The following is an 18,657-nucleotide window of genomic DNA, read 5'->3' as shown; positions in this document are numbered from 1 at the left end:
TCTTGGATGGCGGCCTGACAAGTAGCGACCCTTGTTTCCCGGGAGGCTGACGTGACGAAGCTGCTGGCGTTCTCGACCTGCCTCGCCTGCCTGGCAACCAGCTGGGTCGCGGTCACTCCTGAGGTCCGAGCCAGCACCCAACCTGCCGCGGATTGGGGCACAGCCTCCCGGCTGGGCTTGGCCGGCGGGCAGTCTGTCGGGCTGAGCTACGATGTTCCCGTGGCGCCCCACCTGACCCTGGGGGCCGGAATCGGAAGCCGCGCCTTTGTCGGTGCACGCGTGGAGGTGCGCACCCTGCTGCGCCTGGCCGGGAATCCGGTCGACGCCCCCTACCACCTGGCCTTGGTGGGAGGTCTGCAGGCGGCTGGACCGGCGTTCGGGAACCTTGAGAGTGTTGCCCCCATGGTCGGGCTGGCCAGCGCCTTCCACTTCGGCCTGCATTGGAGCGTACGTTTCAACCTGGCAGGTGCTTACACCGCCCTCGAGCCCTGGCGTGCGTCTGGAATTGAGGTGGCCTATCGGCATCGGCCAGGCCTTGAGTGGACCTTTGGCTTGAATGGGCGAGGAGACGTGCTGGGCCTGAAGGTGCTGCTCTGATTTTCCTGGAGACTCAAGCCACCACAGGGCCGCTTCCCGAAACCCGGGCCTCGCGGGCCTGCCGAGCAAAATCGATAAACCGTTCGAAAATTCGCAGAAACTCGGGGTAGGAGCCGGCCAGATTTTCCGGATGCCACTGAACGGCCATGCGACATGGATGGTCCACGGCCTCCACGCCCTCCACCAGGCCATCCGGGCTCCAAGCCGAAGCACGCAACCCCGGAGCGAGATCCTTGATGCCCTGATGGTGAAGGGAATTCACCGCGATGACCTTGGGCAAGATCTGACCCAGATAGCTCTCAGGGTCGACTCGCACGGGATGAACCGCCTTGTATCGGTGGTCACGCTGAGAATGATGGACCGGGCTGGGACGCTGACTGGGCAGGTCTTGCCACAACGATCCTCCCAGGGCCACGTTCAACAATTGCAGGCCGCGACAGACCCCCAGGACTGGCAGGGAGGTTTTGTGCCAGACGTGCGCAAAGAGGGCCAACTCAAAGGAATCGCGTTCCAGATCGAGGTCGCCCAGCAAGGGATGAGCCGCCTCGTCATACTCCTTTGGGTTGATGTCGACCCCACCGGAGAACAGGATGCCGTCCAGGGACTCTACCAAAGAGGGGATCATGGCATCCCCGACCGGGGGAATAAATACCGGGATGGCGCCGGCTGAGATGAGGGCCTTGCAATAATCCTGCGAGATCAAGTAGAGCGGCGGCCTGACGCCAAAGCCACCAAAATCGCCGCTGGCGGCGCTGCTCGACATGCCCTCGCTGTTACCGGTGAGTCCGATGAAGACGGCCAAGTTCCCCTACCCTTTGCTGATCCGCGCCCGCCACTTCAAGCGGAGGCCGCCTGGACTGTTATACCCCATCCCCGCGTCCGCAGGGAAGCGACAAAACCCCCATTGCTCCAAGGCCTGCGGCACATTTCACCAGGCAAACATCGTGGCTTCGGGCGGTAACACGCTGGGGGAGATGCGACATTCGCAGTATGATCGTGGGGCAGAGGAGAAAACCAGTGACTGACCCCGCTCAGCGTTCCGCCGAACACCAGCGTCTCCGCGCGAGCATCGAAGCCTCGGAGCGGGCTGCCATGGCCAAGTTTCGTCAGATCATCGACGAGACCACCTTTGACCTGGACCCCATCTGTGTGTACGTCATTATGGACAAGTTGCGCGGCACCCGGAACACCGCCGGCATTCCGGAGAAAGCCTATAAGCGCGCTGAACAGATGTTGCGCGTTCTGGGGCTGTCCAAGTACTGGGGCGACTGATCAGCGCTTGAGCTTGGGGTCCAGTGCATCTCGCAGACCATCGCCCACGTAATTGACACTGACAATCGTCAGGAAGATCAGCAGGCCCGGATACACGGCCAGCCAGGGCGTATCGATCATGTATTGCTGCGCATTGGTGAGCATGTTGCCCCAGGTCGGCACGGGAGGCTGGATGCCGAAACCCAAAAAGGAGAGGGCAGACTCCATCATGATGGCATCCGCGACGCCAAGGGTAGCGGCCACAAAGATCGGGGCCATCGCATTGGGTAGCATATGTCGCACGATGATGCGCCCGTCCTGCATGCCCTGAGCGTGAGCCGCCTCAATGAATTCCTGCTCGCGCAGGGTCAAAAACTCGCCACGCACGAGGCGAGAGACCGTCATCCAGCCCGTCATTCCCAAGATGAAAATGATGATGCCGATCTGGCCCCCAGGGAAATTCATCGATTTGAGGAAAGTCGACAGCACCATCATCAGCATGAGCACCGGGACTGCCAGCATCACATCGGCCGTCCGCATCACGAGGCCGTCCATCCATTTGCCGTAGTAACCAGCCAACGCCCCCAGGGCCGAGCCCACCACCACACCAAACAAGGCCGCTGCCAGACCGACGGTCAGCGACGTGCGTCCCGCGATCAACAAACGAACCAGCGTGTCTTGGCCCAGTTCATCCGTGCCCAGCGGGTGGGCCCAGGAAAACGCTTCCTTGGCGTGATCCAGGTCCAGGTCGTCAAAACCATAAGGCAAGAGCCAGGGCCCCCCCCAGCAAGCCAGCACCAGGCTCACCAGCGCAATGAGGCCCGCCAGTGCCAGCTTGTGCTTGCGAAAACGGCGCCAGACGCCTGCCCAGTAGGCCTCGGTCGGGGCCACGTCCGCGGGCGATTGGGAAGCATCGGCGGAATGCAAGGCCAAAATTCCTCTCAGTTGAAGCGAATGCGCGGGTCGAGCGAGGCGTAGAGGATGTCGGCCAGCAGATTGCTGACGACGACCAGCACCGCTGAGATGAACATGATCGCCATCACGACAGGATAATCAGACTTGTTGAGGGAATCGATGAACAATCGCCCAATTCCCGGCCAGGCAAAGATTTGCTCCGTGATCAATGCTCCGGCGAACAGGCTCGGAATGGCCAGTGCGACCAGGGTCACGACGGGAATCAGGGCATTGCGCAAGGCATGTTTGGAGATGACCGTCCACTCGCTGAGCCCTTTGGCCCTGGCCATACGCACGTAGTCCATCCGAATCACCTCCAGCATGCTTGAACGTGCATAGCGCGACCAGGAGGCGATGCTGACGATGCTCAGCACGGCGACTGGCAACACCATATGGCTGGCCAAATCCGCCAAGCCAGCCAAATCCAAGCTTCGGAAGAGGTCCAGGAGTGTTCCCTCCCGCTCTGCCCCGAACATCCCGGCTGCGGGCAACCAGTGGCCGGTGGTCCACACCTGGCCGAACACGTGAAAGGTGTAGTCGTTGGCCGCGAATCCCATCATCAGGAGGATGCCAAACCAGAACGTCGGCATTGAATAGCCGAAGAAAGCGAAGGTGGTGACGGCATAGTCGAACCAGGAGTATTGTCGAATGGCGGAAATGACCCCGAATACCACGCCGATGGCCACGCTGAAAATCAATGAGGCCCCCATCAGCAAGACCGTGTTGGGCAGACGCTCCAATAACATGTCAGCCACCGAGCGACCCGTGAACAGAGAGACGCCCAGGTTGCCTTGAAGGAATGCTGCAAGCCACTTGAAGTACGCCAGGTAGATCGGGTCGTTGAGGCCCATTTGTTCGCGAATTCGGGCCAGGTCCTCCGCCCGAACGTGCGGGTTCTGCCCGTACACAGCTTCTGGCCCACCCGGCGCCAACCGCATCAAGAAGTAGAGAATCAGAGATACCCCGACCAGCAAGGGCAGGGAGACCAGCAGGCGACGAGCGACGTAACGACCCACGAATCAGTTCTCCGGGGTGCGAGGGGCAGACAGGGCCTGCGCAAGCGGGACCACTTCCCACTCATAGCAATTCCACAAGTTGCCACTGCTGGAGGGATTGGGCTTGAAATGGCGAAGCCGCACGTTGACCGGGTCTAGCTGGGACCAGTAGAGGAGGGGGATCATCGGCACCTGATCGGCCAGGATTTCAGCCGTTCGATGGTACACCTTGATCCGGTCGCTCCGGCGGATGGACTTGGTCCCAGCCTCGAGCAAATGGTCCATTTCAGGATGGCGGAATTGCACGTGATTCTGGCCTGCCGGCGGAATCTGGCTGGAGTGCCAGAGGGCGAAGTTGTCGGGGTCCGGGCCAGCCGACCAGGCCGAAAGCGAAAGATCGTACTTGAATCCTTTGAGAATACCGGTTGGCGCCGGCCCGAAAAGGATCGGCCCCGGGTAATTGTCGATCTGAAGTTCGACGCCAACCTTCTTGAAGTAGTACTTCAAGACCAGCTCCGTCAGCTCTCGGGTTTTGCGTCCCGCCGTCGAGGAAATGCGGATCGCCATACGCTCGCCCCCACGGGTCCGGATGCCATCCAGACCTGGAGTCCAGCCGGCTTCATCCAGCAACTTGCGCGCTTGGTCCAGGTCATAGGGGTAGCGGTCTTCGATGGCCTTGTTATAGGCCCAAGAAAGGGGGGCCAGGTCGGAGTGGGCCACCGCATACAGGCCCTGGTAGATTTTCTCCGAAATCTGCCGCTTGTCGATGGCGTGGGCGATCGCCCGTCGCACCCGAATGTCCTGGAACATCGGTTTACCGAGGTTGAAGTCGATGTGCTCCCAGGTCAAAGAAGCCAGCGGCTTGATGCTGACGTGTTTGAGTTTCTGCAGCGCCTGAAACTGATTGATGCTGGCGCTCTGATAGAGATCGATTTCACCTGACTTCAACAGGGTAAATGCCGCATTCTCATCTGGAACGATGCGCATCTTGAGGCCATCGACCTTGGGACGCCCGCGCCAGTAATCATCGAAGGCCACCATGGAGATGTGGTCGCCATCGACCCATTCCTTGAACTTGAAGGGGCCGGTACCGATGGGCTTGCGGTTGAACGGCGCCTTGTTAATGGAATCGCCCTTCGGGTCCAGCAAGTATGGTTCGAGCACATGCCGCGGAAGAATCGCACCTCCCCCGCTGAAGAGCAATTCGTGCGGCGCATAGATCTGCTTGAAGTGAAAGCGAATGCGATGGTCATCCAAAATTTCAGCCCGCTCGATCTTGTCGAAGCCATCGCGACTGGTCACCCGCGTCTTCGGATGCATGATGACATCCCATGTGAACTTGACGTCCTTGGCGGTGAAGGGCTTTCCATCGTGCCACTTCACGCCTTTGCGAAGCTTCCAGGTGACGGTCATCCGGCCCCCGTTCACCACCACTCCACCGTTCTCCGGGGTGGGGATTTCGGTGGCCAGCACGGGAACCACCCGCAGCTGGTCATCCACCGTGACCAGGCCTTCCTGGATCGGGCGCAGGGCATCCGAAGTGGCCACCATGTCCGAGAGCAGACCATTGAGCGCATCGGGTTCTTGCTGCTGATGAAAGACCACGATGGCGCCGTTATCGACGATCTTGGTCTCGGCTGAGCAAGCCGTCAGAAGCGAGCCCAGCAGGGCCAGCCTCACGCCAAAGCAGGCCCCCTGGCGGGCGAAGCGGAGAAGGGGTTGAGAAGAGGTCGGCATGCCGGCTTTCAAGAATCCAGAGTGGGTGTGGCCGCCTGAGGTACCGTGGCTGTCACGGCCGGGGACACCTCAGGGTCGTAGAGGTGACAGGCCACCAGATGGCGGTTGCCGAGGTCACGAGCCACTGGCACGCGACTCCGGCAAGCGTCCATCGCGTGGGGGCAGCGCGTGTGGAAGACGCAGCCGCTCGGCGGGTTGGTGGGGCTGGGGATGTCCCCCTGCAAAATGACCCGCTGCTTGACCCGCTCCCGCATGGCCGCGGGATCGGGCACGGGCACCGCCGAAAGCAACGCCTGAGTGTAAGGATGCTTCGGGTTGGCGTACAGCTCGTCCGAATTGGCCAACTCCATCATCGAGCCGAGGTACATGACCGCGACGCGATCGCTGATGTGCTGCACGGTGCTGAGGTTGTGCGCGATGAACAGATACGTCAGCCCGAACTCAGCTTGCAGATCATCAAGCAGATTCAGCACCTGCGCCTGAACGGAAACGTCGAGCGCCGAGACCGGCTCGTCGGCGACCACAAACTTCGGATTGATGGCCAAGGCGCGCGCAATCCCGATGCGTTGACGCTGCCCCCCACTGAATTCGTGGGGGTAGCGGTCCGCATAGGTCGGGTTCAGCCCCACGCGGTCAAGCAGCTCTCGGATGCGCTTGTGCAGGGCATCTCCGCGCACGATCCCGTGTACTCGCAGCGGTTCAGCGATGGAATCCCCCACCGTCATGCGCGGATCGAGCGAGGCATAGGGATTCTGGAACACGATCTGCATATCGCGCCGAAGTTCCCGCATCTCCTTGGGTGACAAGGAGAGCACATCCCGGCCCTGATAACGCACGGCGCCTGAAGTGGGTTCGAGCAGACGAAGGATCAGGCGCCCCGTGGTGGACTTGCCACAGCCGGATTCGCCCACCAGTCCAAGGGTTTCACCCTGCTTGATATCGAACGAGAGGCCATTGACTGCCTTGACGGCCCCGACCTGACGCTGAAACAACACGCCCCGCGTGATGGGGAAGTGCTTGACCAGGTCCCGGACCTCGATGAGGGTGTCAGACACTTACTTGGCCTCCTTGGCGAGCGCGCTCGCTTCCTTCGTGAGCCAGCAACGGACCAGGTGACCAGAATCGGTCGTTTCGAGGCGAGGCGATTCGGCGCATTTGGCCCAGGCCTGCGGGCAACGGGGCGAGAACGAGCAGCCGGCGGGCAGTTTGGACAGGCTTGGGGGCTGACCCTCGATGGGCGTCAGGCGTTCCTGACGAACCCCAAGCTGCGGAATCGACTTCATCAGTCCCTGGGTGTAGGGGTGCTGGGGATTCTGGAAGATGGTGTTGACGTCGGTGTACTCGACGACCTTGCCCGCGTACATCACAGCCACCGTGTCGCAGAGTTCCGCCACGACTCCGAGGTCGTGCGTGATCATGATGACGGCCGCGTTGTTGCGGTCTCGGATGTCCCGCATCAGGTCGAGAATCTGGGCCTGGATGGTCACGTCCAACGCAGTGGTGGGTTCGTCGGCGATCAAGAGGTCCGGCTCACAGGAGAGCGCCATCGCAATCACGACTCGCTGGCGCATGCCCCCGGAAAATTGATGTGGATAGTCATCAATGCGGGTGTCGGCACTCGGAATGCCCACCCGCTCCAGCATTTCGATGGCCTTCTTGCGGGCGTCTGCCTTGGACAGGCCCTGATGCAAGATGATCGCCTCCATAATCTGATCACCGACCGTCAGGACGGGATTCAACGAGGTCATCGGGTCCTGAGAGATCAGTGCAATCCGGTTGCCTCGGATCCGCCGCATCTCAGGCTCAGAGAGCTTCAACAGGTCCTGTCCGTTGAACAAGATTTGCCCGTCGACAATCCGGCCTTGCGGCTGAGCGACCAGGCGCATGATGGAGAGGGAGGTGATGCTTTTTCCGCATCCAGATTCCCCCACAATCCCCAGGATGCCCCCGCGCGGAATTTCAAAGTCCACGCCATCCACGGCCTTGACCACCCCTTCGTCCGTGAAGAAATGGGTTTTGAGGCCTGAAACTTTCAGCAGCGGTTCCGCCACGCGCGGGTCCTCTCGAGGCAAGCCCGAAAACCGGGCGCAATCGCCCAACCTGGGCGCGAAATACCGGGGCATTATACCCCACGCCTTCTTTTCAATCTATCCGGCCCGCAACGGCCTGCGCTCCCCTGCGAAAGCGACCTTCCAACCGCCAGGAAAGAGGCGAAAAGACCCTTCCGAGCGGGTAGAAAGTAAGGGTGAAGCGCTTGCTCGCCGTTTGCTTGTTCGGTACCACGTTGGCATGTCCAGCGACCTCGGCGTTCGCCTCCCCGGCCAGCCCGTCCCGCTCGGGTCCTCCTTTGGTGTTGCAGACGCCTCCTCAGGCCCCCACCGGCTCCCTCTGGGTCGACGCCTCGCTGGTAGGTCTCACGGCGATGCTGGGATGGCGCCTGGTGGGCCTGCTCTCGCCCTGGTTGGGGCAAGGGGCGCAGGCCTCTGATGGCCTGGCGGCCGGCGCGGCGGTGGCGCTGGTCTGGGGACTGCCGACGGTCGGCCTGGTGACCTATCGCGATAGCCCCTTGGCGCTGGACCTGCTGGCCGTCTCCGGGGCGGGGGCCCTCTTGGGAATCGGGGGCGGGCTGCTGCTCACGCGGGGCCTATCTCTCACGGGCCTGTCAGACCCCACGGCCCAGGCGGTCGCCATGGGGGTCGGCCAGGGGCTCGGCACCGCAGTGGCCTTCCACACCTATCGGGAGGCACGACCGGGGCTCACGGGGCTGGACCGACTGCCCGCGAAGCGTCGGGACGACCCCATTGACGATTGGAAGTTCTGGCGAGAGAGGCGCAATCCCTGATGCATCACACCGTGATTCGGGCCCTGTGGGCCGCTGCCCTGCTGGCTGGATGGGCCCGCCCGGCGGACGCGCTGGTGGCCGTCGAAGACCATCTGCCGGAGTTTCTGGTGGCCGTGGGCAGTGGGCCCCGGCACGCGATGGCCGCCTATGAAGCGGCCCAGGCCCGCGCGCTCGATCCACTGTTCTACCGCGACCGCTCCCCCGAACAGAAGTTGCTGTTCGTGCGCCAGAGCAACGGCCTGGAGGTCCCGACCCGTGCCCTGGGCCAGTTTGCCCTGCGCTGGCGCTCCGACCTCGAAAGCGTCGCTCGTCGGCTGGAACCCATTTCGGGCACTTCCGGCCTGAAAGTCAGCATGTGGTATTGCCTTGACCCGCGTCCCTGGGTTTACGTGCCTGGCGAGAACGGCGCCGTGTTGGCGCTCAATGCGCGGCACCTGCTGCCGTACCACCCCACTCGGACGAAAATGGCCTTCGCCAAGGCGTTTCTTGACGCGATGGCCTCCCAGGGGCCGGAGGAGACGGCTGAGGCACTGACGCTTTCTCGGCGCCTCCAGCTGGAGGGTCTGAAATTGGCCATGGCGGAGCGAGCGGTGCCAGGACGACCCTGGAACGAATACCTTGACACCCCTCCGAGCCATTTCTCAGGCTGGCATCACGCCTCGCGCGCGATGGCGCACAGCCTGCTGCAGGCCCTGGATAGTCCGGAGTCCGCGATCCATACCCAGCGGTTTTTCGGTTCGGGATTCGGCACGCCTTGGCCCCCAGGGGCTGGTCGCTATCTGGCCTTCGTGATGGCCGCCAGTGCGACGCGCAGCTATCCCCCGGCCGAACTGGCCCGAATGCCCAGCCGCGACTACATGTTTCTGGTGCGGCCGGTCCTCGAGGACATGGCCGACCACCCGCCCATCGGTTACGCCCACTGAGGCTGGCGTTTGGGCTCCCGGCGCCTCAGGCGGAGACAGCCTCCCGAGCGCGGTTCACAGGGGGGTGTCAGCACTGTGGGGGGGCTGTCGAACCCAGCGTTTTGAGCCTGGCCACCTGTTCGGCTGACAGCGGGCGCGCCCCACCCAGTTGCTCGGCAAACAGGGCGACCTCGCAGAGGTGCTCCAACTTTTCCATTTTGTAATACGCGTCCCAGGCATCAAGGCCCAGACACACCGCGCCGTGCCAGGCCATCATGACCACATCGTGGCCCCGCAAGGCCGGCCCCAGCACGGCGGGAACCTCCTCGGTGGTCGGCGTGGTGTAGGGCAGGGTCGGGATCTCGCCGCCGAGGCTCACCACCACCTCCGGCAACAGCTGTCCCGGGATCGGCCGTCCGGCCACCGTAAAGGCGATCGCCCGCGGAGGATGCCCGTGTACCACGGCCCTCACCTCGGGCCGTGCCGCGTAAGCGGCCACGTGCATGGCCATCTCGGAACTGGGTTGGCCCGCCCCCTGAAGGCGTCGCCCGAAGAGGTCCGTCACGATCAGCGCGTCCGGCGACAGCTGGCCCTTGGCCACGCCCGACGGCGTGACGAGTAACCGGTCACCACAGCGTACGCTCACGTTTCCATCCGTGGCGGCCAGGAAACCTTTTTGATACATCGCGGCGCATACCGCCACAATGTCGCGTCGGGCCTGCCATTCGGTCATTTCAGGCCCACCTCCTCGTTCACGGCATCCACGATGCCGGCGATCGCCGCGTGAATCGGGAGCTCCCCAAGGTCGAGCAACATGCGCGCGCTACCCCCCTCGCGCGCCACCAGCACCAGGTCGCCTTCTCCTGCCTGCATGTGGGCCACGGCATAGAACGGAGAGCCCTGCGGCCGTAAATCAGGGGATAGCGGTTGGACCTGCACGATGCGCTGCCCGTGATAGGCGGGGTGCTTCTGGGTCGCCACCAGCGTGCCAGTCACGCGGGCCAACATCATGGCGTCACCTCCCGAGGCACCGTGAGATCATCCACGATACCAACCACCGCCACATCCACGGCGGCATAGGGGTCTGGTAAGGCAAAGGCGGCCTCCTTGCCCAGCACACAAAAGGCCCGCTCGCCGACCCCGACGCCCACCGTATCGACCGCCACGAGAGGCTCCCCACTGGGCTCGAAGGCCGGGTTGAGGGGTTGCACGATCATGAGCTTGATGCCCCGCAAAGCGGGTGCTTTTTGCGAGGCCACCAGGGTGCCGATCACCTGCGCGACAAACATGCCAGAGCCCTTTCAGTGCCGGGGAGGTTGCAGCCAGGAGAGGAACTCTCCGTGCGGATTGGGAATCACGATCCGGCGCACCCGGGTCCCGCCCGGAACAGCCAGCTGATCGGCAGCCTCCAAAGCCGCCTCGACGTCGCTCTGACTGCCCGTGAGCGTGAAAAAAGCCTTGCCTCCGATCCCACGCGCGATCCGCAGGGTCAGCAAGCGAATATCTGCCGCCTTGAGGGCCGCGTCGGCACAGGCGATCGCCGAGGCGACGGTGAACAGTTCATACACGCCCACGGCATCCAGCGAAGCCTCGAGCGTTTCCCCGGCCAAGGCGGCCGGCACTTGCGCATGCACGTGGGGCAGAAAGAGCGTGTCGATCACCTCCCCGGCCCCGCAGGCCAAGGCCGCTTCATGGCTCTCGCGCACGCTGGCCACATCGCCGGAGAACAGCAACAGGAACTTGCCGGGACTGACGGCATCGGCTTCCAGCAAGTGCACTGGGGCCTTCTTGATCACCAGGTCAGCGAGAAAATAGCCCTGTGCGATGCTGGCCAACTCCAGCAGGGCGATCGCCGGATGGGCCGGGTCTGGTGGGCGCATCAGACGATCCGGAAGGCGTCGGTGAGTACACACCGACGCTCCTTGGTGAAGTGGCGGGCCGAGGTGCAGCCCTCGCCGGTGGGGCCGGCGATGGTCCAGGCCGTGGGGGCATCGCTGCCCGCTCCGAGTCCAGCCAGGGAGGGACCGTTTTTGACGAAGATGGCCGTGTTGATGAGCCGGGCCATCTTGCTGAGCGCGTCGATGTTGCGCGAATGCATGCAGGCGGTGTGGCCACGACCGCCCTCCAACTCGATCGCCAGGTCGATCGCCTCGTCCACATCCCGCACCCGCGTGATGGGAAAAACGGGCATCAGTTGCTCTGTCCAGAGCAGGGGGTGGTTGCGATTGACCTCGACGATCGCCAGGCGACAGCGCTCCGGGTCGACCGTGACCCCGATCGCCGCCAAAATTTCACTGGCGTTCTTGCCCACGCACTGCTTGTTCACGACGGCTTCCTTGCCAGGCCCATGGTCCTGACTGAAGATGTGCGCAAACAGCTTGTCGTGCAGGTGGGGCGGTACCTCGTAGGCCCCGCAGCGCTTCAGCTCGTCTTTCAACTTATCGGCCACCGCCGCCACCACCACGCATTCCTTCTCCAGGGTGCAAATGACGTTGTTGTCGAAGCTCGCGCCCTTGTAGATGGCTCGCGCGGCCCGTTCGAGGTCGGCCGTTTCATCCACCACCACGGGCGGATTGCCGGGGCCTCCGGCGATCACCTTCTTGCGACTTTGCAGGGCCGCCTTGACCACGTGCGGCCCCCCCGTGACCACCAGGAGGTCTACCCCGCGCGCGGTCATGAGTTGGTTGGCCGTTTCGATTGTGGGTGTGGCCACCGCGGTGATGAGGTGGGCGGGGCCTCCAGCCTCGATGATGGCCTGATTGATCAGGCGCGCCGCCCAGTTCGACACCTCCCGGGCCGTCGGGTGCGCATTGAAGATGGCGCCGTTTCCGGCTGATACGAAGCTAATGGCGTTGTTGAACACCGTATCGGCTGGGTTGGTGGTGGGCGTGATTGCGCCGATCACGCCGTAGGGCGCCAGTTCGATCAGCACCAACCCGTGATCGCCGGACCAGACCCGACGACGGCTGTCCAGGTCCTCAGGGCCCGGCGTCTTGTCGAGCACCAGGCGCAATTTCTCCAGTTTGTCGTCGAATCGACCGAGCCCTGTCTCCTCCACCGCTCGTTTCGAGAGCGCTTCCGCATGGCGGTGTCCCACGGCCCGGATCGCGGCCACCACACGATGTCGATCTTCCAGCCCGGCCTTGGCCCACTCGGCCTGCGCCTGCCGGGTCGCACGGACGGCGCATTCCACCTCACCAAACAGGTTTTCCTGGGCCTTCGCAGTCGCTTGCACGACTCCAGCAGCACCTGAGGTTCCCGCGGGACGAGGCAGGCTACCGTCGGCCTGCAGGCGTTGCACCACCTGGGAGACCAGGTCTCGCACCTGAGCTTCGTTCACGTGTGTCATGCGAGCCTTCCTCGCGCGCGGGCGTCAGGTCAAACGCCCGGCGCGCTCATTCTTCAGCGACGGAGACGGGCGCGTCCTTCTGATAATGAACCACCCCGTCGACCTCCCACATGTCCACGATGGCCATGATGGTGCAATCGACGGGACGATTCTCGGTGGCGTCGGTCTGGCGAGCCGATGAGCCGGTAGCGAACAGCACGTACTCGCCCGGGCCGGCGCCCACGGCATCTACCGCCACCACGTAAGGTCCACTGGGACGACCTTCCAGATCGACCTGGCGCACGACGAGCAGTTTACATCCCGACAGACGGGGGTCCTTGTGGCTGGAAACCACCGTCCCGGAAACCACCCCAATCTGCACGGTCTCAGACCCGCGGGGCGTCGGCGCCGGTGCGGCCGAGCGGCATCACGCGATCCACGTTGGAATGTGGGCGCGCAATCACATGCACGGCCACCACGGAGCCCACTTTTTCCGCGGCGCGGGCACCGGCTTCGGTGGCAGCCCGCACGGCGGCCACATCTCCCCGCACGACGGCGGTGACGTATCCGCCCCCGGTCTTCTCGTAACCCGTGAGTTCCACCTTGGCGGCTTTGACCATGGCATCGGCCGCCTCCACGAGGGCCGCAAAGCTGGTGGTTTCGATCATGCCGAGAGCGTCTGACATGGTGTCTGGTCTCCTTGTCGTGTTCCCCCAAGCGGGGGGCTGGGAATGCAATTTTCCGGGAACGTCGTGTTACCAGGCCTTACCGCCGAGGCCTTCCACCGCGCGCAGGGCCGCTTCCTTGGCGACCTCGATATCGGCTTCTTCGCCGCCGAGATACACCCGCCCGAACGCCCCGAAGGGCTGAATATGGACAATGTTGATGTTGGCAGCCTTTTCAGCCTCGTTGGCGGCCAGCACGGCATAGGCGGCTGGCTCGGTTTCCATGATGAAGAGGGTCTGGCCGCCGAGCAGCATGTTGCCGCGGCGGAAGTTGTTGATCAGCTGGGCCTGAAAGTCCGACACGTGCCGGATGACCTGGTTGCTGACGATCTTCGGCTTCAGGACCTCCCCGATTCCCACCCCGATCCCATCCAGAATGGCCTGGCCAGCCTGGCGGACTTCTCCCTGGCTGTCTTCATGCACCTCGAGCATGCCGAAGGCGCGTTCCACGATCATCATGCCGGGGCGCACACGCGTCCCCTTGAGGGCCTTGTCTGCCAGATCGTTGATGGCCATGCCGGGAGCCACCTCCACGAACAGCATCGACTGCCCTGCCGTGGGCAGATAGCCTTGCGCCGTGGTGGAGATGAAAGAGGCAAACTGCGGCTGGACCGTGTCCAGAAATGCGTAGGCCCGCAATATCACCTTGGGTTTCTGGTCGGATCCTGCACTCACGCTTGTCTCCCTTTCTGCTGAGTTCGAACGTTTGGCCACGGCACGCCCGCTCGCCCTGGTTGCCGGTTCAATAGCCACCGCCGGAGGCACTGGCTCCCTTCACGATCGCCACACTCGCACTGCAACCGAGGCGACTGGCCCCCGCCTCGACCATTTTCAGCGCCGTCGCCGTGTCGCGAATCCCCCCCGAGGCCTTCACCCCCATCACGGGACCCACGATCCGACGCATCAGGGCAATGTCCGCCGCGGTGGCCCCTCCTGGTCCGAACCCGGTCGAGGTCTTCACAAAATGTGCCCCAGTCTCCCTGGAGAGCAGACAGGCCGCCACCTTTTCCTCGTCGCTCAGGTACACGGTCTCCAGGATCACCTTGACGGTCTTGCCTGCTGCCGCCTGGACCACGGCAGCGATGTCACGGGCCACGGTTTCATAATCTTTGCTTTTCATCGCGCCCACGTTCAGCACCATGTCGATCTCGTCCGCCCCTGCGGCGACCGCATGGCGCGTCTCGTCTCCCTTGCTCCGGGCGTCGGTGGCCCCGAGGGGAAAGCCAATCACGGTACACACCATGACACCGGTGCCCTTGAGTTGCTGGCTGGCCAGCGGCACCCAGGACGGGTTGACACACACGGAGGCAAACTTCCACTCGGCGGCCTCGGCACACAGCTGACGAACGTCGGCCTCCGTCGCGTCGGCCCGCAGCAGCGTGTGATCGATCATGGGCGCCAGCTCAGCGGCCCGGCGACCTGGGCCCCGGGGGCCGCCATAGGTCGCCATGGGCTGCCACTGCACCCCTGCCGGCAACCATGTCGGAGTCGGACCGGCCGAGCCGTCCACGTCGGAGCCGTGCAGGGCGATCGCCGGGACCGCGAGCTGACGCGCTCGCGCCAGGGCCGCATCGAGCAGCCCCCCGACTTCGCGCACGGCCACCTCGTGAAGCCCCGGCAGCAGCAAGCGAGTGAAGCGGTTTGCTCCCTCCGGCCAGGCGAACTGGCCGCGCTGGCGCGTCACGGTCGACACGCGCACCCCGATCTCCTTGATGCGCTGGACATCGACACCATACGCCCCGTGCTGGGGGATCAGCAGGGCCACCGTTCCGCCCTCGGCCACCAGGCGTTCCAGCAGAGCAAGCAGACCTGCAACGGCCCGCGTGTACAGCACCACGGTATCTCCCGCAGGCGAATCCACAGCCGACGACCCGACAGGCAACGACTGGACCTGAGCCCTCACCTCATCGGTCACGCGCGCAATCAACCGGTTCAGATCCATGGGGGGTCAACCTTTCAGCGCGCCACCGAACAGCTGCTGTTCAAGCTTCACGATCTTGTCGATGCGGGGAAGGTGGCGGGTTTCGAACGCCGTTTCCAGCCAGACCTTCACGATCTCACTGGCGAGCCCCTCCCCGATCACCCGCGCGCCCAGGGTGAGAACATTGGTGTCGTTGTGGGCCCTCGCATTGCGGGCCGAAAACAGGTCGTTGCAACAGCCGGCTCGCACCCCTGGCAGCTTGTTCGCCACCACCGCGGAGCCAATTCCGGCACCATCCAGCAAAATGGCCCGCTCCGTTTGGCCCTGAGCCACGGCCGCAGCACCGAGCAAAGCAAAGTCAGGGTAATCGACCGCCGCCGCCGAGTGGGTGCCCATATCGATGGGCTCGTGCCCCCAAGAGACCAGCAGGCTCTTGAGATATTCCTTCAAGGCATAACCGCCATGATCCGCGGCCAGTGCGATGCGCAAGTCGGTCTCGTCCTCCGTGGCGAGGCGGCCAGCAGGCCGACCCCGCGGCCTTTATTCCCACGAAACCAACCAGGTTACCCTCAGGCAAGGCGACGCCTGCGCTGCTGAGGGTGTATGATTGAAATTTGCCCGCCCCCCATCTGGAGTCGTTCGCCTTGGCTGCCCCCGAGAAAGCCCCAGCGCGGCCACACCGCATCATTACCGACAATCGCCGGGCCTTCCACGAATATCACATCCTGGAACGCTTCGACTGCGGAATGGTGCTGACCGGTACTGAGGTCAAAAGCCTGCGCATGGGCAAGGTGAACCTCACGGACTCCTTTGCTCGCATCGAAGATGGCGAGGTCTGGGTCTATCACATGCACGTGGCGCCCTACACCCACGGCAACATCTACAACGTCGACCCCTTGCGACGCCGCAAAGTGCTGCTCAAGAAGACGGAGATCTTCCGTTTGCTGGGGAAGACCCGAGAGAAGGGGCTGACACTTGTCCCGCTCAAGCTTTATTGGGATGGCGACTGGGCCAAGCTGGAGCTGGGTCTGGCAAAGGGTAAGCAACTCCACGACAAGCGGGACGCAATCGCCAAGCGAGATGTCGCCCGTGACACCGCGCGCGAGCTGCGAGAACGGCATCGCTGACAGGACGATTCCGTTTCTTGACACGTCCTTAGCCCTCTCTTATGATAATAAGGCTGTTTTGGTCGGGTTCGGGAGCGCAACATGCAGATCCTGGTATCGAGCATTTTGCAAGCACCGAGTTCGGTCACGTGGTACGACTTTGACGAGTCGCTCGCGCTGCCTGATGAAGGCGAACAGCTCGTGGAACCTGTGAAGGGTCAGCTGCGGGTTGAACGCATTGGCGATCACTTGCTGCAACTGACCGGCCCCTTTCAGTCCCGCATCCGCCTGGGTTGTGATCGTTGCGGCGCTTTTTTCGAAGCGCCCGTGGCCTTCGAACTGACGGAAGCTCTGGAAGTGGTCGATACGGTTCCCTCTGCCGAAGAGGTGGAGGAGACTGTACCGCTCTCGGGCTACCTCGACGTTAGTGATTTGGTTCGTCAGACGTTGTTGCTCAGCCTGCCGGTACGCAAGCTGTGCGGATGTGAACCTCTGGTGTCCAGCAGTGAGACCGTCAGTCTCGACCCTCGCTGGTCCGCACTCAGCAGCTTTCAGCCGGAACGCAACGGGAAGCACTGACCCCTGACTATCGCCATCGACGGCCGGCGCCGTCGTCTCGCCCGGAGAACGCCCCGATGCCCCAGCCTAAAAAGAAGCACACCAACATGCGCACCGGCCACCGCCGCTCGCACTGGATGAACAGCATCCACATTCCCAACCTGACGACGTGCCCGACCTGCCGCGCGCCGATGTTGTTGCACACCCTCTGCCAGAGCTGCCGCACCTACAAGGGTCGGCAGTACGGCGTCCCCGCCGCGGAAGGCTAAACCCTCCGCCCTGCGGACCATCCGTGACCGGGATCAAAGGTGCCGGTCCGGAAAGTCTTCAGGAGGCGGTCGATGTTCCGCCCCAAGGCTTGGGGCAGGGGCGTCGGCCGCCTTTCCCTTTTCGGGCGGGCCCGCTCCCGCAGCCCTTTGACACAAGGCCAGATACGCCATGCCTGCCCAACCTGGCAGTGACCCCCTCCCAGCCGGCCTTCATCCCGTCGCCCTGACGGGCGTGGGCGCGCAGTTGCCGACACGGGTGCTGTCCAACGACTTCTTCGCTGCGCGTCTTGACACCAGCGACGCGTGGATTCGCAGCCGAACCGGCATCGCGACGCGTCGGGTACTGGCCCCAGAGGAAAACCTGTGGGAGCTCTGCCTGCCGGCTGCGCGGGAGGCGCTCTCGATGGCCGGAGTGGAGCCGGCGTCGCTGGAACTGATCGTGGTGGCGACCTCCAGTCCGGACCATCCGATGCCTTCCACTGCGGCCTGGCTACAGGCGCACCTTGGCGCCACGCGCGCGGTGGCCTTCGACATGGAAGCGGCCTGCAGCGGCTTTGTCTTTGGTCTGGCGGTGGTCAGCCAGTTCATTCGTACCGGCCTGTACACGCGCTGCCTGCTGGTGGGCGCCGATGCCCTCTCCCGGTTCATGGATTACGAGGACCGCAATACCAGCATCCTGTTCGGTGACGGCGCCGGGGCGGTGGTGGTGGAAAGAGGTCAGGTCGAAGGGCTTCACGCGCTCAAGCTGGCGACCGATGGCACCCGGGCGGACCAGCTGGTGATCGCGCCGGACGCTTCACCAACCGACTGCGTGCCGCGTAGCCGACCGCAATCGTTCATGCGAATGAACGGTCGCGAGATCTACAAGTTTGTGCTGGATACCGTCCCGGACCAGATCCGCGAGGTCTGTCACATGGCTGGGTGCGAGCTGGACGACATCGACGCCTTCTTGCTGCACCAGGCCAATCAGCGCATTTTGGAAGGTGTGGCCACTCGTCTGGGGGTGCCCCTCGAGCGCGTCCCCAGTCACCTGTCCCGCTACGGGAATACCTCGGCGGCCTCGATTCCGATCGTGCTGGCCGAGGAGGTGGGCGCAGGCCGCATCAAGCGCGGCGATACCCTCTGCCTGTCAGGTTTCGGGGCAGGGCTGACGTGGGGGTCCGCCATCGCGGACTGGAACGGTCCGGCCTGAAAGCCGGCGTCGCCCCCGATGTTGGCTCAGGCGGCTTTCACCACATAGTTGACGGCATCGCGGATGGTCTTGATGTTCTCGGCATCCTCGTCCGGAATTTCGACGTTGAATTCCTCTTCGAAGGCCATCACCAACTCCACGGTATCCAGCGAGTCCGCTCCGAGGTCTTCGGTGAATCCCGCGTCCAGCGTGACCGAGGCATCACTGACGTCCAAACGCTCGATCACGATCTTCTTGATCCGTTCGAACACTTCGCTTTCGCTGGCGACCATTTTCAGAA

25 protein-coding genes are annotated in these 18,657 nt (G+C 63.5%); 8 read left to right on the top strand and 17 right to left on the bottom strand.

Annotated features, from left to right (window positions below):
* Positions 1-51 precede the first annotated feature (51 nt).
* Positions 52-597, top strand: coding sequence for a hypothetical protein (locus VKP62_16105; GenBank protein MEB3198721.1), 546 nt, complete (start codon positions 52-54; stop codon positions 595-597).
* A gap of 13 nt (positions 598-610) precedes the next feature.
* On the opposite strand, the gene VKP62_16100 is transcribed toward VKP62_16105, so the two are convergent.
* Positions 611-1,399: a gamma-glutamyl-gamma-aminobutyrate hydrolase family protein gene (locus VKP62_16100; protein MEB3198720.1), complete on the bottom strand. Its 789-nt coding sequence runs from the start codon at positions 1,397-1,399 to the stop codon at positions 611-613.
* Between the two features lie 215 nt (positions 1,400-1,614).
* Between VKP62_16100 and VKP62_16095 the strand changes: the two genes are divergently transcribed.
* Positions 1,615-1,869 carry a hypothetical protein gene (locus VKP62_16095; protein MEB3198719.1) on the top strand — a complete coding sequence of 85 codons (255 nt, stop codon included), beginning with the start codon at positions 1,615-1,617 and terminating at the stop codon, positions 1,867-1,869.
* Here the strand turns inward: VKP62_16095 and VKP62_16090 are convergent, their stop codons facing one another.
* From VKP62_16090 to VKP62_16070, 5 genes are read right to left on the bottom strand one after another with little or no spacing between them, the layout of a single operon-like run.
* Positions 1,870-2,775 carry an ABC transporter permease gene (locus tag VKP62_16090; GenBank protein ID MEB3198718.1) on the bottom strand — a complete coding sequence of 302 codons (906 nt, stop codon included), beginning with the start codon at positions 2,773-2,775 and terminating at the stop codon, positions 1,870-1,872.
* 14 nt (positions 2,776-2,789) lie between these two features.
* The gene (locus tag VKP62_16085) at positions 2,790-3,818 is read right to left on the bottom strand and encodes an ABC transporter permease (GenBank protein ID MEB3198717.1); all 1,029 of its coding nucleotides are present in this window, start codon (positions 3,816-3,818) and stop codon (positions 2,790-2,792) included.
* Between the two features lie 3 nt (positions 3,819-3,821).
* Positions 3,822-5,534: a peptide ABC transporter substrate-binding protein gene (locus VKP62_16080; GenBank protein ID MEB3198716.1), complete on the bottom strand. Its 1,713-nt coding sequence runs from the start codon at positions 5,532-5,534 to the stop codon at positions 3,822-3,824.
* Between the two features lie 8 nt (positions 5,535-5,542).
* Positions 5,543-6,589, bottom strand: coding sequence for a dipeptide ABC transporter ATP-binding protein (locus VKP62_16075; protein MEB3198715.1), 1,047 nt, complete (start codon positions 6,587-6,589; stop codon positions 5,543-5,545).
* Entirely contained in the window at positions 6,590-7,585 is a 996-nt protein-coding gene (locus tag VKP62_16070) for an ABC transporter ATP-binding protein (protein ID MEB3198714.1), read from the bottom strand. It abuts the gene before it with no gap.
* Positions 7,586-7,779: 194 nt separating this feature from the next.
* On the opposite strand from VKP62_16070, the gene VKP62_16065 reads away from it, so the two are divergent.
* Both VKP62_16065 and VKP62_16060 read left to right on the top strand, forming a co-directional pair.
* On the top strand, positions 7,780-8,376 hold the full coding sequence (locus VKP62_16065) for a hypothetical protein (GenBank protein ID MEB3198713.1): 597 nt from the start codon (positions 7,780-7,782) through the stop codon (positions 8,374-8,376).
* Entirely contained in the window at positions 8,376-9,299 is a 924-nt protein-coding gene (locus VKP62_16060) for a hypothetical protein (protein ID MEB3198712.1), read from the top strand. The genes VKP62_16065 and VKP62_16060 overlap by 1 nt, the downstream gene beginning before the upstream one ends.
* 67 nt (positions 9,300-9,366) lie before the next feature.
* On the opposite strand, the gene VKP62_16055 is transcribed toward VKP62_16060, so the two are convergent.
* The 10 genes from VKP62_16055 to rpiB all read right to left on the bottom strand — a co-directional run bounded on the left by VKP62_16055 (position 9,367) and on the right by rpiB (position 15,741).
* On the bottom strand, positions 9,367-10,011 hold the full coding sequence (locus VKP62_16055; GenBank protein MEB3198711.1) for a class II aldolase/adducin family protein: 645 nt from the start codon (positions 10,009-10,011) through the stop codon (positions 9,367-9,369).
* A complete protein-coding gene (locus VKP62_16050; protein MEB3198710.1) occupies positions 10,008-10,289 on the bottom strand; it encodes a EutN/CcmL family microcompartment protein in 282 nt (93 codons plus the stop codon). The genes VKP62_16055 and VKP62_16050 overlap by 4 nt, the downstream gene beginning before the upstream one ends.
* Positions 10,286-10,567, bottom strand: a complete 282-nt coding sequence (locus VKP62_16045) for a EutN/CcmL family microcompartment protein (protein ID MEB3198709.1) — start codon at positions 10,565-10,567, stop codon at positions 10,286-10,288. The genes VKP62_16050 and VKP62_16045 overlap by 4 nt, the downstream gene beginning before the upstream one ends.
* 12 nt (positions 10,568-10,579) lie before the next feature.
* Complete coding sequence (locus tag VKP62_16040; GenBank protein ID MEB3198708.1) at positions 10,580-11,158, bottom strand: BMC domain-containing protein; 579 nt, start codon at positions 11,156-11,158, stop codon at positions 10,580-10,582.
* Complete coding sequence (locus VKP62_16035) at positions 11,158-12,627, bottom strand: aldehyde dehydrogenase family protein (GenBank protein ID MEB3198707.1); 1,470 nt, start codon at positions 12,625-12,627, stop codon at positions 11,158-11,160. Before VKP62_16035 ends, VKP62_16040 begins: the two co-directional genes overlap by 1 nt.
* A 46-nt stretch (positions 12,628-12,673) precedes the next feature.
* The gene (locus VKP62_16030) at positions 12,674-12,988 is read right to left on the bottom strand and encodes a EutN/CcmL family microcompartment protein (protein ID MEB3198706.1); all 315 of its coding nucleotides are present in this window, start codon (positions 12,986-12,988) and stop codon (positions 12,674-12,676) included.
* A 4-nt stretch (positions 12,989-12,992) separates the two neighbouring features.
* Complete coding sequence (locus VKP62_16025) at positions 12,993-13,292, bottom strand: BMC domain-containing protein (GenBank protein ID MEB3198705.1); 300 nt, start codon at positions 13,290-13,292, stop codon at positions 12,993-12,995.
* A gap of 69 nt (positions 13,293-13,361) precedes the next feature.
* Positions 13,362-14,006, bottom strand: a complete 645-nt coding sequence (locus VKP62_16020) for a BMC domain-containing protein (GenBank protein ID MEB3198704.1) — start codon at positions 14,004-14,006, stop codon at positions 13,362-13,364.
* Positions 14,007-14,073: 67 nt separating this feature from the next.
* Entirely contained in the window at positions 14,074-14,781 is a 708-nt protein-coding gene (gene deoC / locus VKP62_16015; protein MEB3198703.1) for a deoxyribose-phosphate aldolase, read from the bottom strand.
* 498 nt (positions 14,782-15,279) lie between these two features.
* On the bottom strand, positions 15,280-15,741 hold the full coding sequence (rpiB, locus tag VKP62_16010; protein ID MEB3198702.1) for a ribose 5-phosphate isomerase B: 462 nt from the start codon (positions 15,739-15,741) through the stop codon (positions 15,280-15,282).
* 155 nt (positions 15,742-15,896) lie between these two features.
* Here rpiB and smpB point away from each other — a divergent pair, with 155 nt between their 5' ends.
* The 4 genes from smpB (at position 15,897) to VKP62_15990 (ending at position 18,377) form a co-directional block, all read left to right on the top strand.
* Positions 15,897-16,379 (top strand): SsrA-binding protein SmpB, encoded by a 483-nt coding sequence (gene smpB, locus VKP62_16005; protein ID MEB3198701.1) that lies wholly within the window; start codon positions 15,897-15,899, stop codon positions 16,377-16,379.
* 81 nt (positions 16,380-16,460) lie between these two features.
* Positions 16,461-16,937 (top strand): DUF177 domain-containing protein, encoded by a 477-nt coding sequence (locus VKP62_16000; protein ID MEB3198700.1) that lies wholly within the window; start codon positions 16,461-16,463, stop codon positions 16,935-16,937.
* 56 nt (positions 16,938-16,993) lie between these two features.
* Positions 16,994-17,185, top strand: a complete 192-nt coding sequence (rpmF, locus tag VKP62_15995) for a 50S ribosomal protein L32 (protein MEB3198699.1) — start codon at positions 16,994-16,996, stop codon at positions 17,183-17,185.
* Between the two features lie 169 nt (positions 17,186-17,354).
* Positions 17,355-18,377 carry a beta-ketoacyl-ACP synthase III gene (locus VKP62_15990; protein ID MEB3198698.1) on the top strand — a complete coding sequence of 341 codons (1,023 nt, stop codon included), beginning with the start codon at positions 17,355-17,357 and terminating at the stop codon, positions 18,375-18,377.
* 26 nt (positions 18,378-18,403) lie between these two features.
* On the opposite strand, the gene VKP62_15985 is transcribed toward VKP62_15990, so the two are convergent.
* Entirely contained in the window at positions 18,404-18,649 is a 246-nt protein-coding gene (locus VKP62_15985) for an acyl carrier protein (GenBank protein MEB3198697.1), read from the bottom strand.
* Positions 18,650-18,657 lie beyond the last annotated feature (8 nt).

It is taken from the genome of Candidatus Sericytochromatia bacterium (genome assembly GCA_035285325.1).
Classification (GTDB): Bacteria; Cyanobacteriota; Sericytochromatia; order S15B-MN24; family JAQBPE01; genus JAYKJB01.
Note: the sequence above shows the minus strand (reverse complement) of the source record. Positions and strands in the feature narration are given on the sequence as shown.

Excerpts from the sequence above, each read along its gene's own strand:
- VKP62_16080 (MEB3198716.1), bottom strand. The coding sequence starts at position 5,534 with ATGCCGACCTCTTCTCAACCCCTTCTCCGCTTCGCCCGCCAGGGGGCC.
- VKP62_16060 (MEB3198712.1), top strand. The coding sequence starts at position 8,376 with ATGCATCACACCGTGATTCGGGCCCTGTGGGCCGCTGCCCTGCTGGCT.
- VKP62_16055 (MEB3198711.1), bottom strand. The coding sequence starts at position 10,011 with ATGACCGAATGGCAGGCCCGACGCGACATTGTGGCGGTATGCGCCGCG.
- VKP62_16050 (MEB3198710.1), bottom strand. The coding sequence starts at position 10,289 with ATGATGTTGGCCCGCGTGACTGGCACGCTGGTGGCGACCCAGAAGCAC.
- VKP62_16045 (MEB3198709.1), bottom strand. The coding sequence starts at position 10,567 with ATGTTTGTCGCGCAGGTGATCGGCACCCTGGTGGCCTCGCAAAAAGCA.
- VKP62_16040 (MEB3198708.1), bottom strand. The coding sequence starts at position 11,158 with ATGCGCCCACCAGACCCGGCCCATCCGGCGATCGCCCTGCTGGAGTTG.
- VKP62_16035 (MEB3198707.1), bottom strand. The coding sequence starts at position 12,627 with ATGACACACGTGAACGAAGCTCAGGTGCGAGACCTGGTCTCCCAGGTG.
- VKP62_16025 (MEB3198705.1), bottom strand. The coding sequence starts at position 13,292 with ATGTCAGACGCTCTCGGCATGATCGAAACCACCAGCTTTGCGGCCCTC.
- deoC (MEB3198703.1), bottom strand. The coding sequence starts at position 14,781 with ATGGCGACCTATGGCGGCCCCCGGGGCCCAGGTCGCCGGGCCGCTGAG.
- VKP62_16000 (MEB3198700.1), top strand. The coding sequence starts at position 16,461 with ATGCAGATCCTGGTATCGAGCATTTTGCAAGCACCGAGTTCGGTCACG.
- rpmF (MEB3198699.1), top strand. The coding sequence starts at position 16,994 with ATGCCCCAGCCTAAAAAGAAGCACACCAACATGCGCACCGGCCACCGC.
- VKP62_15990 (MEB3198698.1), top strand. The coding sequence starts at position 17,355 with ATGCCTGCCCAACCTGGCAGTGACCCCCTCCCAGCCGGCCTTCATCCC.
- VKP62_15985 (MEB3198697.1), bottom strand. The coding sequence starts at position 18,649 with ATGGTCGCCAGCGAAAGCGAAGTGTTCGAACGGATCAAGAAGATCGTG.